Source organism: Vibrio sp. SCSIO 43135, assembly GCF_023716665.1.
GTDB lineage: Bacteria > Pseudomonadota > Gammaproteobacteria > Enterobacterales > Vibrionaceae > Vibrio > Vibrio paucivorans.
The window spans coordinates 1,751,168-1,770,025 of the sequence record NZ_CP071859.1; the positions used below are offsets into that span (position 1 = coordinate 1,751,168).

Consider the following 18,858-nt stretch of genomic DNA (forward strand, 5'->3'; position numbering starts at 1 on the left):
GCAGGCCAATTGGCCTGCTGTTTTTTATCCTAGTTTTTTTGGCCACTGGAGCTGTTGCCGATAACGGCTCGGAGTTAGCTTTTTATGCGCTTTAAAGTGGCGGTGAAACAAACTTACGTTGTTGTAGCCTGATTCATTGGCAATCACATCAATGGGTTTGGAGGTACTTTGCAGCAAGTAGCATGCATACCCTATCCGTAAATGTTGAATGAACTGCGAAAAACTCATCTGCATCGCTTTCTGAAAATGGCGCTTCAAACTGGCGCAACTAAACCCCGCAGCGATGGCGACTTGCTCTAATGACACTGGCTGCTGGTAGTGTCGGCTAATATATTCGATCGCACGAACTAACCTCGAATCATTTACCGTTGCCCCAATCTCGGCGACGTTACCTATCGACTCCGCATGGGTATCCTGCGTTAGGTAATGTAGAAGCTGAACAAATAAGGCAAAACGCAGCAAAGGTTCTTTTTCTTCACACAGAGCTTCAATAATAGGCTTAGCTCGCTCAATACACCCTAAACTGTATGACATGCCAGATTGACAATGATTAAAGTAGTCGATAAGTGAGTCAAACTCACCCAGTTGCGAGCGCCCTAGCCTATCAAACCAGTCACTGGGCACCATAATTATGTAGCTAGAAACCTCTGTATTCGGCAATGCCTTTGCATTCCATGTATGTAAAGTTCCAGGCCGAGTGAGCAGTAAATCGGCCCTTGATATTGGATGAATTTGCGTGCCAACGTACCTTTCCCCACTCGCATTCAGAGTCAGGGTCAGCTCCCAGTCTTGATGGTAATGCCAGTTAAACGTCAGAGAAGTACGCGTCTTTTTATACGCGGTTAAACTCAACCCATAGGGATATGTTTGTATTTCTTGTAGCGCCAATTTAAGCTCACCAAAGATATGATATTGAGCTAATAATACATAGATTCGCACTAATGCGAAAACTACATCGCTGGTGAGTTGCTATTGTCTATGTGTCACCCACAAACGAGATCGAACATGACTAAAATTCTCTTTTTGTGTTCTGGAAATTACTACCGTAGTCGTTTCTGCGAACTGTACTTTAATCACCTAGCCGCTCATCATGCACTGCCACACAGAGCAAGCTCTGCAGCACTGCTAAGGGATTTAGACAACACAGGAAATGAAGGCGCCATAGCCAAAGAAGTGCTCAACAAATTGAAAAGCTTAAACGCCCAGTTAATAGACGCCCATCGAATGCCGCGCATCGCCCATAACGAAGATTTAATAAACGCTGATTTAGTTTATGCCGCAAGTGAATCAGAACATCGCCCCATGGTGGCACAACACTTTCCACATATGGTGAACAAAGTGCACTTCTTCCAAGTCGAGGATGTACCAATCATGACACCAAACGAAGCATTTGCATTATTAACTGCAGAAGTCGACCAGTTAATTCATTCACTTCGTTCGGTGTAGTGAACGGTTAGAGTTGAGAGCGTTACGCTCTCAACTTAGTGAATGTTCTAAGTGTGCCAGTATTCGATTTCTCATTTTGGCTTTACTCTCTTCATCAACAAAACTCGCCTCAACGGCATTCAGTGAAAACTGAGCGAGACTTGCTGAGCCTAGCGAATGGCTTTGTGCTACAGCGATAAAATTATCGTTCATATAGCCACCAAAATAGGCTGGATCATCAGAGTTGATGGTTACGCATAACCCCTTTTCGAGTAACTCGCATACATTGTGTTGATCCATGGTATCGAACACTTTCAACTTGAGATTAGAAAGTGGGCAAACCGTTAGCGGCATTTGCAACTCCGCCAACTTTTCCACCAGCAAGGGATCATCAACACAGCGCACACCATGGTCAACTCGAGCAACATGTAGCAACGACATTGCGTTGCGTATGTTTTCCGACGAACCTTCTTCCCCTGCATGTGCCACGGTTAAAAACCCTTCCTGACGTGCTTTTTCAAACACTCGCTGAAACTTCTCTGGCGGGTGTCCTTGCTCCGAAGAATCTAAGCCAACAGCGATGATCTTATCTTTGTACGGCAGTGCTTGCTCTAGCGTCTCGAATGCTGCCTGTTCATCTAGGTGCCTTAAGAAACACATAATGAGCTGACTAGTTATACCGAGCTGAGATTCAGCATCACTCAGTGCCTTTGTTATCCCATTGACCACGGTTGAAAACGCAATACCTCTATCAGTATGAGTTTGAGGGTCAAAAAATATTTCAGTATGAATCACATTATCTTGCTGACAACGCAATAAATACGCCCATGTCAGATCATAAAAATCTTGTTCGTGGATCAGAACCTGAGCGCCTTGATAATAGATATCAAGAAATGATTGTAGGTTGCTAAATTGATACGCCGCGCGCACTTCTTCAGGGGATTGGAATGGCAAAGGTATTTGATTGCGTTTCGCCAGTTCAAACATCATCTCTGGTTCTAACGAACCTTCTATGTGTAAATGAAGCTCAACTTTTGGTAACTGACGAATGAAGTTTAACTGTTCCATGTACTTCTCCTCTCTCCATTCAAGCATTGCATAATGCAAATAACTTCAATGATTTATTGTTATTTATTGAAGATAGTATACGGCTGTAAAATTGGCGATACCTGAGCCCCAAATAACCTCAAGTTCCATATTTCATCGCGAGATGCTTTGCAGCTAAACTGCTCTTGGCGACACACAGCGGCAATAAAGCCTCGATGATCTTACTCAATCATCGAGACTTCAGGATTACTTCTGGCTAGCAAACCCTTGAACAGGTTTAGACGCAACTTTCGGGGCCCATACAATCAGCAGTATTCCTATTAAGAACATCCCACACGCTGCCATTTGAGCGGTCGATAGCAGTTCGTTATAAAACACATAACCACTCAGTAAACCAAATACTGGCACGAGTAAGGTTAACGGAGCCGCTGTGCTGAGTGGATACTTAATCAACATTTTATTCCACACCCAGTAGCCAAACAGTGTGGTGGGGTACGCTTGGAACATTACGGCGTAAGTGGTGTTCCAATCCCATGCAGAATAAGCCTGAGTTACGACCTCGCTGCCGTGGAGTAGCATCGCTAACATCACGAGTGGCACAGGTGCGAACAACATTCCCCAGATGTTAAATGCAAATGCTTGTTTTACTTTGGATGCTTTAACAATCACACCAATCAACGTCCACGACATGGCGCTAATCAAAATCAGCATTAAGCCAAATGAGGTCACATTACCATTAGTGCTCAATATCGAAATCAGAAGCCCAATTAGAGCCAACGAGACACCGACCTTCTTGCGTTTTGAAAGGACATCTTTGTAAACAACGATACCAACCACGATGCTAAATAGCACATTAGTTTGCAGTAACACCGACGACATCCCAGAAGATACGCCTGCCGTGATTGACCATGAAGCCATGCCCCAAACTCCAACACCGAACACCACTCCGTAGCTAATGATGTAACGCCAAGCCACATCGGGTTTGCGTACGAAAAAGACCAGAGGTATCACCGCGAGCGAAAAGCGTGCAGCAGTCATAATCAAAGGGTTTACCTCGGTTACACCCAGTTTGATCATTGTAAAGTTGAACCCCCAAATCAGCATCACCAATGCGGACAGTAAGAAATCCTTCTGAGTCATATTTCTCTCCCATTTCTCAAATTCTGACTAGAGTGTGACTTGTTCAGGCAAATCAATACAGATACAATTTTTGAAATAAAAAACAGTACAGTTAATTTAATCATGGCCAGATACAAACAACTTGCCGATAAGTTCGTCGAAGACATTCAACAAGGTGTATTGGCGGAAGGCAGTCAAATGCCCTCTTTACGCAAGCTCGCTCAACAACACTCCGTCAGCGTATCTACCGCCGTTAGCTGCTATCAAGAGCTTGAATCACAAGGCTGGATAGCATCACGTCCTCAAGCTGGGTTTTATGTCGCTTCTTCAAGAACTCAGCTCGCTTCACCGCAGTGGAGCCAGTTCGAAAGTAAAGTCTCTAATCCCGCAAACACGGTATACACAGGAACAAGCTACACTGGCCCGCTTGGTGTCTCGAATTCCACCATCGACAGCCTCGCTTTAACTGAGCTTGAGAAAAGTACCCGTCGGGTGGTTAAACGGATGGGTGCTAGACTCAGCCACTACCCTAGCCACCAAGGAGAGCCAACATTAAGACAAGCGCTTTCAGAACACTTCACTCAGTTAGGCTTTGGATTTCAATCCGACGCTCTTGTAGTAACGCACGGCTGTATCTCAGCGGTTAAAGCGGCATTAGAAGCATGCACTCAACCCGGAGATGCAGTCGCGATTAGCTCTCCATGTTTTAACGGGTTGATAGAGTTACTGGCTCAAATGGGGCGCAAGATTGTCGAAATTCCTTCCGCTAAAGATGGGATCGACTTACAACAACTGGAAATGCACCTAGAGCATGGCACCATTCAAGCAGGTTTGTTTTGTACTTCTCATATGAACCCGCAAGGGATAAGTATGACGGTTGAACAAAAGACCAAGCTTGCTTCTTTAGCCAACCAATACCAAACCCCAATCATTGAAGATGACGTGTATATCGAACTCTCACACAGCAACCATTTCCCTCTCCCCGCGAAGTATTACGATAAGGGAGGTTACATTATCTGGTGTGGTTCCGTCTCAAAGACGTTATCAGCCGGGTATCGGTTAGGTTGGTGTTTACCGGGAAGGTATATGCAGGCTTATCGTGATAAGTTCGCATCAGGCTGCTTTGGGGTGTCTACACCCATTCAATTAATTGTGGCCGACTTCATTGCGACAGGTCAGTACGCTAAGTATCTTCGCCGTAAGCGCTTCGATTTACTCAACTTTCGCCGAAGCTATATGGATTTTTTGCAACAGCATCTGCCCGCTAAAGCTCGTATCAGTAGTCCACAAGGTGGGCTGGTACTCTGGATTCAAATTCCAGGATTAAAAACCGACGCGTTCGCCCATGACATCGAGCAAAAACAAATTGATATTCGATTGGGTCAACTTTTTACCTCTTTACCTCTATACCGAGACTGCTTGAGAATCAACACCGGCCACGACCTCACAGACGAAATCAAATCCGAGTTACGAACCTTAACCCAATTAATCCATCAGCATTCTTAGCGTAACAAACTAAAACGCGCTGACTTTAAGTCAGCGCGTTGATATCGATTAGCTCAGACGTTTTCTGCGGCAGGTACCGAATAACCCGACCAAGCCCAACATAAAGAGTGAGACTGAACCACCGGAGCCAGAAGAAGAGCCGGTGCTGCGTTCACTTGACGTTTTGAAGTTCTTAACATAAACCGTATCGTCATTAGCGCTATCACTCGAGTCTTTTTGGTATACGAAAGTGACGGTATTGGTCTCCAAACCTAAATCCACGGTATAGCTCACATAGTCATTATCCTGACCAGACACCTGCTCGGTAGCAACACCATTCACATATACATACGCGATATCGAAGTTTTGCTCGCTAGACACTTGCATATCAAAGCTTAAGCTCCCTTCTCCTAAGCCCGCGATATGTAAAACAGAGGACTCACTGTGAGAGATACTGCCCGCTTGAACTGAGCTACCATTCACAACCCATGGGTTTTCGCTGACCAGCACTTCTTGCCCAACACCCACCAGCGAGGCGAGATCGCTACTAGCTGCATTCAATCCTTGGTAATACAAGGTGGTTGAGAAAGATGACACTGAAGAATGATCCGTTGTGTAACTCACTTCCGTCGACTCATACGCTAAGCTTGCTGTGTACTGCACGGTAATTTCACATGACTCATTCTGCGCGAGGGATGAAGTACAGGTGTTGTCCGTAATCGACGAGCCATTGGAGGCCGTTACATTTAACACATTAAACGTTTCAGAGCTGTAGTTACGAATCGGTAATGTAACCGTATGGGTACCGGTCGAAACGTAACCTAAGTAGTCGTTTTGAGTGTAACTCACACCTGATGTTTTATCAGCGATCCAGCCATTGTTGCTGAAGTAACCAACGTTTGCATACACACCGTACGCGTCGGCTTGCGCACAACCGTCTCCCCAACTGACTACCCCAATTTGTTTCGTTATGCCGTTGTCGTCATACACCAGCGGTCCACCGCTGTCACCTTGACAGGAGTCCTTACCGCCATAGGAGAAGCCCGCACAAATCGCATCATCGGACACGTTACTGTAGTTACCACCTAGAGCCTGACAAACGCCACGGTCTACGTACTCTAAATCGACTTCATATAGCGTTTCAGGATAAATAGGCTGACTATAAGAGTCATCTTCTTGATTACCCCACCCCATTACCGTGACTAAGTCGCCAGCATTAATAGCGTTCAGCTCAGCTTGCGTCGCCAAAGTGACTGAAGTGGCATTCACAGCATCAGCCAGTTCCAAGATGGCAATATCGTTAACGGTTGTAGACGCATCATACTGCTCGTGTGCATAGATAGTTTGCAGAGCAACACGTTGACCTTCAGATGCTTCATTAGTCAAATCATGAATCCCAATGGACACATCGAACTCGGCAGCGTTTTTTCCATCGATACAGTGTGCTGCAGTTAATATATATCGATCGCCTATGAAGCTTCCACCACATATCTGGCCATTAAATGCATCTTGTCCTTTTTTGATCAGAGCGACCATGAATGGCCAGTCGTTTTTTCCGGCCTCCGCACCGTTAATAATGCGTGTGGATGGAGAATCAACATCTGATGCAAATACCGATGTTGGGAGAGCCATGCTAACCAATAGCGCTGTTATAGATTTCTTCATGCTTAATACCTTTGTAATTATGTCTTTATAAGCAACAGAAACCATACACATCACAAAAAACTATGTAAGACAGAATGGCATTCATTTTTAAAATATTTCGTATAGATCTCGTCTTTACCACTTGCGGTTCGATATATTCCTCTTAATTTCAATACCTTAGAGATTTCTGATGTAGAAGTAGCTAAATGAGTCACCTCTAATTCACACTTTATTTAGTCAGACACAATAAAAAAGCTTCAGCCTTTTCAGGCTGAAGCTTTTTTATATTTCAGATAGGTTTATTGCGAGTTTTGTCAGCCTTAGAAGCTACCCGATACCATCAAGCCTAACGCCCAAATTGCCAGTAAAGTCAGTACGAAAACGCCTACTTTTTCTTTTACAGAAAAGATCACTAGCCCTCTTTCTCGCTTGGCTTTGATGTAAAAATACAAGCCTGGAAAATACAGTAGTACCGACATCAACAAGTAGCTTAGACCCGATGCATACAGCAGCCATACTCCATACAAGCTTGCACACAACCCAACCAACAACAATCCACCACGATTTTTTTGCTGGAGTGCCAGTTTCAGTGTGTAGGCCCCAACCAACAAATATGGCACCAGAATCATTTCAGAGGCGATTACCAGCAATGTATCGTAAGTGCTGCCCGCATACATCACCAATACCAGTGAGACCTGAATACAAACATTGGTTAACGTGAGCGCTTTAACAGGACTGCCCGCTTGATTCAATTTGCCATAGCTTTCTGGGAATACTTTATCTTTTGAGCCCAAATAAGGCACCTCAGATGCCAACACCGTCCAACTGAGAAATGCACCACATACGGAGATAATCAACCCGAAGCCAATCACGTACTTGCCCCATGGACCAACAATCGAAGTCAGCACTTTGGCCATAGAAGGATTTTGAAGTTCAGCTAACTCTGTGGGCTTAATAACGCCCATTGAAAGTAACGTCACCAACACATAAATGGAGATAGCGGTCAATAAGCCAAGTATTGTCGCGCGCCCAATATCTTTTCGGTATCTCGCTCGGCTAGAAACAACGACTGCACCTTCGATACCAATAAACACCCACACCGTAATCAGCATGGTCGACTTTACTTGATCCCACAGCCCATGTTCAGAGCCAAAATGCACGCCAGAGAAATCAACGGTAAAGGTGTCCCACTGAAACGCAAACAGCGCGAAGATAATGAACAAGATGAGGGGAACCATCTTGGCAAAGGTAGCAATTAGGTTAATGAACGCTGCGGTTTGAACCCCTCGAAGTACCAAGGCATGCACCATCCAAAGTAGCGCTGACGCACCTAGCATAGATACCCAAGTATTCCCTGCCCCAAACAGTGGCGCATCGGGGGAATCAAACAACATTCCCAATGTACTGAACACGATCACCAAGTACGAAACATTGGCAACCATGGCGCTAAACCAGTAACCCCATGCAGAGCAGAAACCCGCCAGATCGCCAAACCCATGCTTAGCGTAACCAAATACACCACTGTCTATTTCTGGTTTATTGGTCGCGAGATACTGAAACGAAAGCGCAAGAAAAATCATACCGATGCCGGTGATTAGCCAACCAATCATCACTGCTGCAGGGCTGGCAACTGCCGCCATATTTTGAGGTAAACTAAATACACCCGCGCCGATCATCGAACCGATAACCAACGCCGTCAACGAGCCAAGCCCGAGTTTATTATTCATGAGAGTTCCGAAGTCAATCAGCCTGAAGGCAGCAAAGGCGGCATTTTAAATGGAATTAGAGAAAGGTGCTGCTGGAAAATAGACAAGATTGAAGCACAGCTGCCACTGTTGGACAGTTCATTGTTGAAGATCAAATAGAAATGGAGTTTTTATTCAAAAAAATCGCCTAAAACAGGCGATTTTTTCATGATGTTAAATGTCTCTAATATCCAACTCATTTTGAATCAGAACAATACACTGAGAAGCAAACAACATTTTTGGTCCTAGGCTGATTTTTTCAGTGTTTAGGCGTTTAAGGCTATTAATGGTTTTCTTTGGCATCGGAATATGGTCAGTCAATAGGAAACACACGTCATTTGGCATTTCTATATCGCGCACTGACTCACCTTTCTTATCAAGCAAATACAGTTGATACGTTTCAGAAAGTCGTTTAACCAGTTTTTCAAAGCTAGTCGTTTCAACCGTTACACCAGATTCGACTTGTTTACTTTCTTCTTTGCCCATCCCTACCGATTTCTCTAGCGCCGTCGCAATCTTGCTGATGAGAGCCGCTTCATGGAAGCCACCTATATTACGTAGTTCATTCGACTCAAAACAAATGGTACGAGAGAAGTCTTTCGTACTTTCTAGAACTAAGTACACCACTACATCATCGCGATGCGATTGGGCAGTGAAGATAGCGTTCATCAACACATGAGCAAGGATTTCTGTGTGTGCCTCCTGCCCAACAGACGCCAAAAACATATCTTTATCGGTAGAAGCAGCACGCGCTCTGACAACAAAAGCTCTCATATTAACTCTTAGAAATTCAATTAGAAACGGGGGTTCGCCAACACCCTAAACAGGGGCTACACCATACACGGAAATTGAAGTTTCATCATTAACAATTGCAGCTATTCTATCCTCAGGTGGCTCTTAATCCTTTATCAGTAAATTGGGCTAGGCTATTGGCTCACTCTGTACGTAACTTAAACTGCTGCATACTCAGTTTTAAATCGTCGACCAACGACCCCATATCATCCACTAACGATTTAGATTGATGAGAGCTAGTTTGGACTTCCTCTCCGGTATCTCGTATCGAGCTAAGGTTTTGGTTTACCTCTTCGGCGGCTACCGACTGCTCTTCGCTGGCCGTTGCTATCTGGGCACTCATTTCACTAATACTGATCAGCATCTGAGATAGTGACTGAAATGATGTACCGGTATTTTCAGCTAGCCTTAGACCTTCACTAGAGCTGGTGAAACTGGATTCAATCTCAGAGACTGACGAAGACGCGTTCTCTTTGAGCTGTTCAATTAAAGCTTCTATTTGCTGAGTGGCCTGCTGACTTCGATTCGCTAACTCTCTAACTTCATCTGCAACCACCGCAAACCCGCGCCCTTGTTCTCCCGCTCTGGCAGCTTCTATCGATGCGTTCAGTGCTAATAAATTTGTTTGGGCTGAAATTTCGCTAATAGTGTGTACGAAACCCGATATCGCCTCGGTACTTTCACTTACGGAGCTGATGCTTCCTTTAGAAGACTCCATTTGATGAAGCAAGCTCTCTGAGGCCGACACATTACTGCTTACAACATCGCTGCCGGACGCAACCTGAGCATCAGCTTGATCAGTTAATTCACTCGCGCTCGCAGCACTGCTCGCTACTTCTGTAATCGCCGACGCCATTTGATTCATAGCAGCCGCGACCAGTTCTGTTCTTTGAAACTGTTGGTCTATAAGCACAGTGTTGTTTTCAGATTTGTCTGCAACTTGGGCCATAGCACTTTCGAGATGGGCAGTGTTCGCCAACACCACGCCAATAGAGTGATTGAGTTTGTCCGACATACTGCTCATGGCATTAATAAGATCGCCAATTTCATCTCGGCTACGGCTCTTAAAACTGTGGCTGAAATCGCCATTTGCCATATGGTTAGCCGCGGATTTGGCTAGGTTCAAACGTGTCGTGATATAGCGACTAACACCAAGCCCCATCACCAGCCCAGCAACCACAGAGATGACTGCAATGATGATCATCATTCTTAATGCCGCTTTCTCTTCTGATTCTGTAAATAGGATGCTTTGTTGAGTAACATTCTCAAGCTCCATGAGAAACGATTCTAAGTGGTGATTAAGTTGGTCTTGCTCACTTTCTAACGCTTTAAAGTCAGCTTCATTGTTCTCACCACGCATTAATGCACTTAGAACTTCAAATCCATGTACTTCGTAGTCTTTGTGCTCTTTGATTATCTCATCCAGTTTGGTCAACAGAATTAACTCATTCTGGCGAATTTCCTCTGTTAGAGCATGCTCTAGCGCGAGCTCGAGTAATTTACGAGCTTCAATAAACTCTTCATCAACGTGTTTACTGAGTTGGTGAAATTGCTCATCAATTTTGCTTAGATCCAAGCGATCATTGGCATCACTTGAACTGCCGAGTCGCAATGCTTTTTCAATTAGGATTGCTCCTTCTAGCTGCTTGATAGTGACATCACTGGTCAATTGAACGAGTGGAATATTTTCGTCGGCTATTCCGGAAAGCTCCTCACCAATTACGTTCATTTTGTAAATACTAAACCCAGCCATAATCGTCAGTAAGAAGATAAGAAAGAAAACCACGCCTAAGATTTTGAACTTGATAGCTAAGTGTTTGAACCAATCCATTTGTTATTCACCCATAAGCATATGATTGCATTAATCATAGGTGATATTCACGGAGTTACTAAATTAAGAAAATATTAAAGATAAATAGAAACTAAAAGAGCCGCTGAATGCGGCTCTAGGGTGGTTAGTGTTGAACGCCCGTAGGATTGGTTCCAAACTGCGACTGTTCGTAGACTTCTGCAAGTGTCTTCACTTTTTTACTCTTGATTGGTTTTTTAAGGGCTATATGAGTGCTTTCTACCTCTGATTTCAGCGCACTTTCATGTTCTTTAGCCGAATCAACAAACTCTGGATTGGCTAAAGCCTCTTGGCGTAAGCGGTTAACGCGTTCTAATGTTTCCCAAAACATACTTCACCTCCAGTCATTACTGTTTATACATCCAGTATAAACATTCTAACCAAGAGATCAAATTTTTACTGTGTTTTTATACAGCATTAAGTTAATGCCGTTTCTGAAAGGTCAAGTCAGAATAGAGTCAAACCTTGTAAAGTTTCCGACTCACTCGCAACTCTTTGCCACTAGCTGATGGCTAGCCTGAAACTATTGCGAATCAGCACATTATTGAATAGCAAGTTATGGTGAAATCGCGTTTTCTCTTGTGACCTGCCGGAGCTCACCGACATGCTAGATTTCAATGGTATTTGGACCCTATCTTCCCCTCAACACCCTGAGATATCAGTGCCCATGACGTTTCCAGGCGATCAATACTCTGCCCTAATTACGGCGGATATTATCCCTGATCCGTATTACGCTTCAAACGAGCAACAGGTTCAATGGGTAGGGTTGTGCGAATGGCGAGCTTCAAAAAGCCTAACCGTCACTGAAAATGATTTGGCCGCTGACAAACTTATACTCACAGTAAGCAAAGTCGATACATTTGCTACGTTATACATCAATGGCGATATCGCTTTAACTTGCTCAAACGCTTTCCAAATCTATCAAACTGATATTCAACCATTGTTAAAACTTGGCAGTAATCAACTCGAGTGGGTATTTCAGCCTACAGCACAAGTAGCGAAAGATCGTGCTAATAAGTTGCCATTCCCTATTCCTTGGGCAGAGGGAAATAATCAAATTCCATTCATGAATACAGTCAGGAAACCACAGTGCCATACCGGATGGGATTGGGGAGTCTGTCTGCCAGTATGTGGGATATTTTCCTCAGCTAGCCTGACTCCTATCAAGAGTGTGTATTTCGAACGAGTAGACGTTGACCAGCATTGGACCTCGGACACAAGTGTCACTCTCAAGCTGCGTTTACATCACTCCAACGGTGTAAGCCTGCCTTTTCATATCGAGGTTGATGGCAAGCACTACGAGGGTTCAACGCTTGCAGGCTGTAATAAGACCGAGTTTGAATGCGTGCTCAATAACCCTAAATTATGGTGGCCAAATGGCTATGGCGAACCACACTTGTATGAGCTGTCGGTACGTGTTGAACAACAGATCATCACAAAAGCGCTTGGGCTTCGCCGATTGAGCCTGAGAACGAATGCCGATGCTGTTGGCAGTGAAATGGTGTTCGTCGTTAATGGCAAAACCATCTCGTGCAAAGGTGCAAATTGGATCCCAATGGATGCCCTACCGCAGCGCACTCATCCTCATCGTTATGAACAGCTGTTAGGTGCCGCGAAAGATGCCAACATGAACATGATTCGAGTTTGGGGCGGCGGAGATTATGAGCACGATAAGTTCTACCAAACCTGCGACAAGCTAGGCCTGCTTGTCTGGCAAGATCTGATGTTTGCCTGTGCGCAATACCCGTCGACAACAGAGTTTTTGGACGACGTTAAGCAAGAAGTCACTCAACAAGTCCAGCGCCTTAAACATCACGCTTGTATCGCGCTATGGTGCGGGGATAACGAAGTCATTGGATCACTAAACTGGTATCCAGAGTCTCGCCAGAATCGAGAAAAATACCTAGTCAACTACGATAGGCTCAACCGCTCTTTAGAGCAGTGGTTACATGAACTGGATCCAAGCCGCCGATTTTGGGCCAGTTCGCCTTGCAACGGCGAGCTCGATTTCGGTGATGCATGGCATGACGATAAAAAAGGAGACATGCACTTTTGGGATGTATGGCATTCAGGCAAGTCATTCGACGCATATACTGAAGTAACGCCGCGCTTTTGCTCCGAATTCGGCTATCAATCATGGCCGTCGTTTAGCGAACTGACTAAATTCGTCCCAGAGGAAGACTGGAATATTGGTGCGCCTCATTTTGAAAACCACCAGAAGAATGCACGTGGTAATAGCATCATCACCGAAATGTTCACCCGCTATTTTCGATTCCCAAGCGACTTCGAACAAATGTTGTATTTAAGTCAAGTTCAGCAAGCATTAGCGATAAAAACCGCCGTGGAATCTTGGCGCTCAACTTCTCCCACTTGCCAAGGGATCTTGTACTGGCAGCTTAACGATAACTGGCCAGTCAGTTCATGGTCGAGTATCGAATACTCTGGCCGCTGGAAGCAACTCCACTATCATGTGAAACGCTTTTTCGAGCCAACTCTGGCGTGTTTTGAGCGCAGCGATATTGCCCTTATTTTACGTATTATCAACGACTCACCAGACGTTCAAAAATTATCAGGTAAGGTCCTCCAATTAGATTGGGATGGCAAAGAGTTGAATCAATGGAATATAGACTGTACGGCCGAACCCGAAAGCAACCAATCCGTTTGGCAGATTCCTTTCGACTCACCAGCAAGCCAACAAGGTGCATTTTACTATGTCGATAGTACAGATTCTCAACACAACTTCTGGCTACCCGATATTCCAAAGAAATTACCTATCAAAAAAGCGAATATAGATGTTAGAGTCGAGGGCAATGAAGTCTACCTTACTAGCGACAAACCTGCTCTGTTCGTCCATTTAGAGCACCCTGCCATACTGAGGTTTTCTGATTCCAGCTTCTTCTTGCTACCTGGCATCGAGCGAAGGGTCACTTATCAAGGAGAGTCAATCGATGCCGAGGGCTTAAAAGTCTACCAGCTCGCAGAAAGGTAAAGCCCTAAAATAAACCCAATCTACGCACACCGGATTCACTCCGGTGTGTGAGATCTGTACTAAACTCAACGTTAGCTATCCCAAACGAACGTGAGTAGGTGTGCGATGTCAGACGAGCCAAAGGAATTCAGACACTTCCAAACAGACCATCGCCTTTTTGTGACCTCTTTCCTGCTCAGCCTACCGCTACTATGTTTTTCTCCTCAAGTATTCTCAAATGAGGCCACTCCTGAAGCCGATGCGCTGGTTAATCAGTTTGCGGAACATTTTTCTTCATCAACCTTGCCACTCGCGGAACGTGAGCGCGAACTTAAGTGGTTTCAAAACGCTGCACAACCCTATCAAGGAATTAAGATCACTGTCGTATCAGAAGATATTCCAACCCACAGATACGAATCTTCCGAACTAGCTCGTATGTTCACTCAGTTAACGGGAATCCAAGTCGTCCACGAAGTTGTCGGTGAAGATGACTTAGTCAAACGACTACAGCTTCACATGCAAACAGGCATCAGTATCTATGATGGCTATATCAATGATACCGACTTTATTGGTACACACATTCGCAGCCAAAAAGTCATTCCCATCTCTCAGTTTGTAGATAAACAGTGGAAGCATGTCACCCTTCCGACATTAGATATCGACGATTTTATTGGCATTGAATTCGCTAAAGATGCACAAGGCACCGTATATCAATTGCCTGACCAACAGTTCGCCAACCTGTATTGGTATCGCCACGATTGGTTCAACCGTCCGGATCTCCAAGCTCAGTTCAAAGAAAAATATGGTTACCCACTAGCAGTACCTCAAAACTGGAAAGCCTACGAAGATATCGCGCATTTCTTTACACATGACGTCAAAACCATCGATGGAAAGAGGATTTGGGGTCATTTCGATTACGGCAAGTACGAACCTTCTTTGGGTTGGCGGATTTCAGATTCTTGGCTCAGCTTAGCTGGAGTCAATGATGTCGGCTTACCCAGTGGCCTCCCCGTTGGAGACTGGGGTATAAGGGCGGAAGATTGCATACCAGTAGGTTCTAGCGTTGCTAGAGGTGGAGCCCTTAATAGCCCTGCTGCTGTATATGCTCTCGAGAAGTATAAGTTTTGGCTAAATGAATACGCGCCACCTGAATCCAAAACGCTGACTTTCAGAACTACTGCTGATTTTCTTGCCCAAGGGCAAGTCGCACAGCAAATTTTCTGGTACAGCGCATTTATACCTACATTACTTGGCGAGAATTCTAAAGTGGTGGATGAAAACGGAGAGCCGGTATGGCGACTTGCCCCATCGCCACGTGGAAAATACTGGCAACCAGGAATGAAATCAGGTTATCAAGACGCCGGCTCATGGACCTTCCTCCACTCTACGCCAGAAAAGCAACGTGAAGCCGCGTGGCTTTATGCTCAGTTTACCGTTTCGAAGACGGTGAGCTTCGACAAGTTGTTAAATGGCTTCACGCCCATTCGCCATTCCGATATCCAGTCAGAAGCCTTTAGCCAGCTTAAACCCCAGCTAGGTGGTTTAGTCGAGTTCTACCAAAGTCACGCCAAACACGTCTGGACGCCATCGGGGGTCAACATCCCTGACTATTCGGTGATGGCAGCAATGTGGTGGCAACACATCGGAGACTACCTCTACACAGATATCAGCGCTCGCCAGACCCTCGACCAACTGTCAGGGAAATTCGATCAACACTTAGCTGCCCTTTCAACCGATAACTCACTGCGTTGTCGGCCTCAACTCAATAAAGAAAAGCCTGAAGATTATTGGTTAGCCCAGCCGGGATCTCCTTGGGCTGAATTAACCGATAAAGCCCAAGGGGCAACTCTCCCACTTTCCGAGGTTTATGCAGTATGGAATACATCAGAAAACTGATCGGGGTTTTCGTTCTATTCCACTCTTTTGCCTACGCCGAAAACATTCGGCTGATTACGTTTTATTCTCCGCCATTGGTTAATGAAGAAACCAACCCAAATGTCGGCGATACCTATGACACTGTCACTTTGATGTTTCAACGTGCTAGCGTGAACTTTGTTATTGGCCACTCTCCTGAACCACGAGCCATGAAATCAGCTCGCCTGCTCAGCAATGTGTGCTCCTTTCCAGTTGCACGCTCTCAATTGGTTGAAGCCGATTTCAACTGGGTTGGCCCCATCGCAATTAGCCAATATGCCCTCTATCAAAAGCGAAACAACGCCCCGCAACTATTTTCTCTGCAAGATGCAGCTCCGTACAAAATTGTGGCTTACGAAGGCTACGCGATCTCTCAACAACTTAAAGAACAAGGCTTCAACATAATGATGACGAAGGAAATCGCTGATGGACTTAAGATGCTCCGACGAGATGGCGTTGACTTATGGCTGTCGGATACTCGTTCAGCCATCGCACTCTCAGATGAGTTAGGCATCGAGCTCGCTAATCAGCCATTTATTTTTCTTACAGACATAAAATACTTGGCATGTAACAAGTCCGTCCCCGCAGCCCAAGTCACCAAGCTTCAACAAATCGTGAACAACATGATTAAGGCTGGCGAAATCAATATCTCTTTACGCTGACATCATAAAAAAGGCCACGAGCGAGTCGTGGCCTTTCATTTATACGTATTCGTGAGTGTGTTTAAGAGCCCTAGCCTAGCTCTACCCGGCCTTTTTTATTTCAGGGTCCGCGGCATGATCAACGAAGATTTCCGCAACGGCACTTCGTTCCAGCTCACCTTTCAGATTACCCTCTTCATCAACGACTGGCAGAGAATAGTCACACGCCATCGTTTCTGGGAGTACCGTTTCGATGGCAGCATCAGGCGATATCTCAGGAACGGTTTCGTAAATATCATCGCTAAAGCCATCCACCGACTTATCCAGTGACGCATCTTGCAGGCTCTCCTGCGTAACAATACCCTGATAACCGTCTTCAGTTACGTGGTAAGCATAATCACCTTTAAGCTTCTTCATTTGAACGAGCGCTTCGTCTATCGTTTCCGCTGTGATTCGATAAGCTGGTGGCTGCATAACGGTTTCGACCGTCAACGCGCGAGCTCGATTCACATCTTTAACAAACGCCTCGACGTATTCATCAGCTGGGTGAAGCAAGATTTCATCTGGAGTACCTTGTTGTACAAGCTCACCGTCTTTTAATATCGCGATGCGATCGCCCAGTCTCAGCGCTTCATCTAAGTCATGGGTAATAAAGATGATTGTCTTGTGAAGCTTCTGCTGCAACTCAATCAACTGATCTTGCATTTCGCTTCGAATCAATGGGTCTAACGCCGAGAAGGCTTCATCCATCAGCAAGATCTCAGCATCAGTACAAAGTGCACGCGCTAAACCAACACGTTGCTGCTGACCACCTGAAAGCTGGGATGGATACTGCTCACCGTAGCCATTGAGCCCTACTGTCTCTAGCCACTGGTTTGCCTTACTTAAACGGTCTTGCTTCGATAGCCCTTGAACTTCTAATCCATAAGCCACATTGTCGATAACATTACGATGCGGCATCAAACCGAAGCGCTGGAACACCATCGACATTTTGTGGCGCCTGAACTCTTCCAGCTCTTTGACACCAAACTTCATCACATCGGTACCTTCGACCAAGATCTGCCCCTGAGTTGGGTCTATCAAACGGTTAAAGTGACGAATCAAGGTCGATTTACCAGAACCAGAGAGCCCCATAACAACAAAGATTTCGCCCTTATTGATGCTTAGATTGATATCCTTGAGGCCAACAGTATGTCCAGTTTCAGCAAGGATTTGATCTTTGCTGTCGCCAGCTTGGACACGATCAATCACCGACTTAGGTTTGTCACCAAACACTTTGTATAAGCCACGGATTTCAATAAGTGGTTTAGTCATGCTTGATATCTCCTAGGTGTGCCTGAGTACGCTTTGCATAAGCTTGAGAAGCTCGGTCGAACAAAATCGCAAGCGCTACGATGGCGAAGCCATTCAGTAGTCCCAAGGTAAAATATTGATTGGTAATAGATTTGAGCACCGGTTGACCAAGGCCTTTTACCCCGATCATAGACGCAATCACGACCATGGACAGCGCCATCATGATGGTTTGGTTGATACCCGCCATGATCGTTGGCATCGCAAGTGGCAGTTGCACGCCGAGCAATCGCTGGCGCGTACTTGCACCAAATGCCGTCGCTGCTTCAAGCACCTCTTTGTCCACTAGTCGAATACCCAAGTTGGTTAATCGAATCACTGGTGGGATGGCATAAATAACCACCGCAATTAATCCAGGGATCTTACCAATACCTAGCAGCATCACCACTGGTATCAAGTAAACAAAAGCAGGCATGGTCTGCATGACATCAAGCAAAGGGGTCACCACAGATTGAACGCGGTTTGACCTTGCCATCGCTATACCGATCGGAATACCCAAACATATCGACAACATGGTACACACAGTGATGATACTGAGCGTTCTCATGGTGTCTTCCCACATGCCAAAATAGCCAATCAGCAACAGAGATACTAAGCACCCTACCGCCAACTTCCAAGAACGGCTCGCGACATAAACCAAACCGGTACAGATAGCCAGAACCAGCCACCATGGAGTAGAGATTAAGAGTTTTTCAAACCACACCAAAAATGAAAGTAGTGGGTCAAAGAATGACTCGATCAGATCACCATACTCTCGAGAAAAGTCTCGGTATGCGCCATCGAGTGTTTTACGGATACTTCTTAGATCAGAACGATCCATTTCGGGGAAGCTGGTCAACCAATTACTGTCAGCCATGGGGAATTCCTTTTTAGCCCAAG

The 18,858-nt window shown here is 45.3% G+C and carries 15 protein-coding genes; 5 read left to right on the top strand and 10 right to left on the bottom strand.

The annotated features are described in order from the left end of the window. Positions 1 to 24: 24 nt before the first annotated feature. Positions 25 to 888, bottom strand: a complete 864-nt coding sequence (locus J4N42_RS07885; protein WP_252027300.1) for an AraC family transcriptional regulator — start codon at positions 886 to 888, stop codon at positions 25 to 27. A gap of 117 nt (positions 889 to 1,005) precedes the next feature. Between J4N42_RS07885 and J4N42_RS07890 the strand changes: the two genes are divergently transcribed. After that, entirely contained in the window at positions 1,006 to 1,446 is a 441-nt protein-coding gene (locus J4N42_RS07890; protein WP_252027301.1) for an arsenate reductase/protein-tyrosine-phosphatase family protein, read from the top strand. A 30-nt stretch (positions 1,447 to 1,476) separates the two neighbouring features. On the opposite strand, the gene J4N42_RS07895 is transcribed toward J4N42_RS07890, so the two are convergent. Beyond that, positions 1,477 to 2,493, bottom strand: coding sequence for an adenosine deaminase (locus tag J4N42_RS07895; RefSeq protein ID WP_252027302.1), 1,017 nt, complete (start codon positions 2,491 to 2,493; stop codon positions 1,477 to 1,479). A 225-nt stretch (positions 2,494 to 2,718) separates the two neighbouring features. After that, positions 2,719 to 3,612, bottom strand: a complete 894-nt coding sequence (locus J4N42_RS07900; RefSeq protein ID WP_252027303.1) for an EamA family transporter — start codon at positions 3,610 to 3,612, stop codon at positions 2,719 to 2,721. A 102-nt stretch (positions 3,613 to 3,714) separates the two neighbouring features. Between J4N42_RS07900 and J4N42_RS07905 the strand changes: the two genes are divergently transcribed. Continuing rightward, positions 3,715 to 5,097: an aminotransferase-like domain-containing protein gene (locus J4N42_RS07905; RefSeq protein ID WP_252027304.1), complete on the top strand. Its 1,383-nt coding sequence runs from the start codon at positions 3,715 to 3,717 to the stop codon at positions 5,095 to 5,097. A 48-nt stretch (positions 5,098 to 5,145) separates the two neighbouring features. Here J4N42_RS07905 and J4N42_RS07910 read toward each other — a convergent pair whose 3' ends face one another. The 5 genes from J4N42_RS07910 to J4N42_RS07930 all read right to left on the bottom strand — a co-directional run bounded on the left by J4N42_RS07910 (position 5,146) and on the right by J4N42_RS07930 (position 11,437). Next, positions 5,146 to 6,741, bottom strand: a complete 1,596-nt coding sequence (locus J4N42_RS07910; protein ID WP_252027305.1) for a S1 family peptidase — start codon at positions 6,739 to 6,741, stop codon at positions 5,146 to 5,148. 299 nt (positions 6,742 to 7,040) lie between these two features. Next, on the bottom strand, positions 7,041 to 8,447 hold the full coding sequence (locus J4N42_RS07915; protein ID WP_252027307.1) for a basic amino acid/polyamine antiporter: 1,407 nt from the start codon (positions 8,445 to 8,447) through the stop codon (positions 7,041 to 7,043). Between the two features lie 192 nt (positions 8,448 to 8,639). Continuing rightward, the gene (gene trmY, locus J4N42_RS07920) at positions 8,640 to 9,239 is read right to left on the bottom strand and encodes a tRNA (pseudouridine(54)-N(1))-methyltransferase TrmY (RefSeq protein WP_252027308.1); all 600 of its coding nucleotides are present in this window, start codon (positions 9,237 to 9,239) and stop codon (positions 8,640 to 8,642) included. A gap of 160 nt (positions 9,240 to 9,399) precedes the next feature. Beyond that, positions 9,400 to 11,088: a methyl-accepting chemotaxis protein gene (locus tag J4N42_RS07925; RefSeq protein WP_252027309.1), complete on the bottom strand. Its 1,689-nt coding sequence runs from the start codon at positions 11,086 to 11,088 to the stop codon at positions 9,400 to 9,402. Between the two features lie 124 nt (positions 11,089 to 11,212). Next, positions 11,213 to 11,437 carry a hypothetical protein gene (locus tag J4N42_RS07930; protein WP_252027310.1) on the bottom strand — a complete coding sequence of 75 codons (225 nt, stop codon included), beginning with the start codon at positions 11,435 to 11,437 and terminating at the stop codon, positions 11,213 to 11,215. Positions 11,438 to 11,710: 273 nt separating this feature from the next. On the opposite strand from J4N42_RS07930, the gene J4N42_RS07935 reads away from it, so the two are divergent. From J4N42_RS07935 to J4N42_RS07945, 3 genes are all read left to right on the top strand, one after another. Further along, on the top strand, positions 11,711 to 14,095 hold the full coding sequence (locus tag J4N42_RS07935) for a beta-mannosidase (protein WP_252027311.1): 2,385 nt from the start codon (positions 11,711 to 11,713) through the stop codon (positions 14,093 to 14,095). A 105-nt stretch (positions 14,096 to 14,200) separates the two neighbouring features. Then, positions 14,201 to 15,970: an ABC transporter substrate-binding protein gene (locus J4N42_RS07940; protein WP_252027313.1), complete on the top strand. Its 1,770-nt coding sequence runs from the start codon at positions 14,201 to 14,203 to the stop codon at positions 15,968 to 15,970. After that, the gene (locus tag J4N42_RS07945; protein ID WP_252027315.1) at positions 15,949 to 16,650 is read left to right on the top strand and encodes a transporter substrate-binding domain-containing protein; all 702 of its coding nucleotides are present in this window, start codon (positions 15,949 to 15,951) and stop codon (positions 16,648 to 16,650) included. Before J4N42_RS07940 ends, J4N42_RS07945 begins: the two co-directional genes overlap by 22 nt. An 81-nt stretch (positions 16,651 to 16,731) precedes the next feature. On the opposite strand, the gene J4N42_RS07950 is transcribed toward J4N42_RS07945, so the two are convergent. Next, positions 16,732 to 17,943, bottom strand: a complete 1,212-nt coding sequence (locus J4N42_RS07950) for a quaternary amine ABC transporter ATP-binding protein (protein WP_252027316.1) — start codon at positions 17,941 to 17,943, stop codon at positions 16,732 to 16,734. Next, positions 17,936 to 18,835: an ABC transporter permease gene (locus tag J4N42_RS07955; RefSeq protein ID WP_252027317.1), complete on the bottom strand. Its 900-nt coding sequence runs from the start codon at positions 18,833 to 18,835 to the stop codon at positions 17,936 to 17,938. Before J4N42_RS07955 ends, J4N42_RS07950 begins: the two co-directional genes overlap by 8 nt. Positions 18,836 to 18,858: the final 23 nt, after the last annotated feature.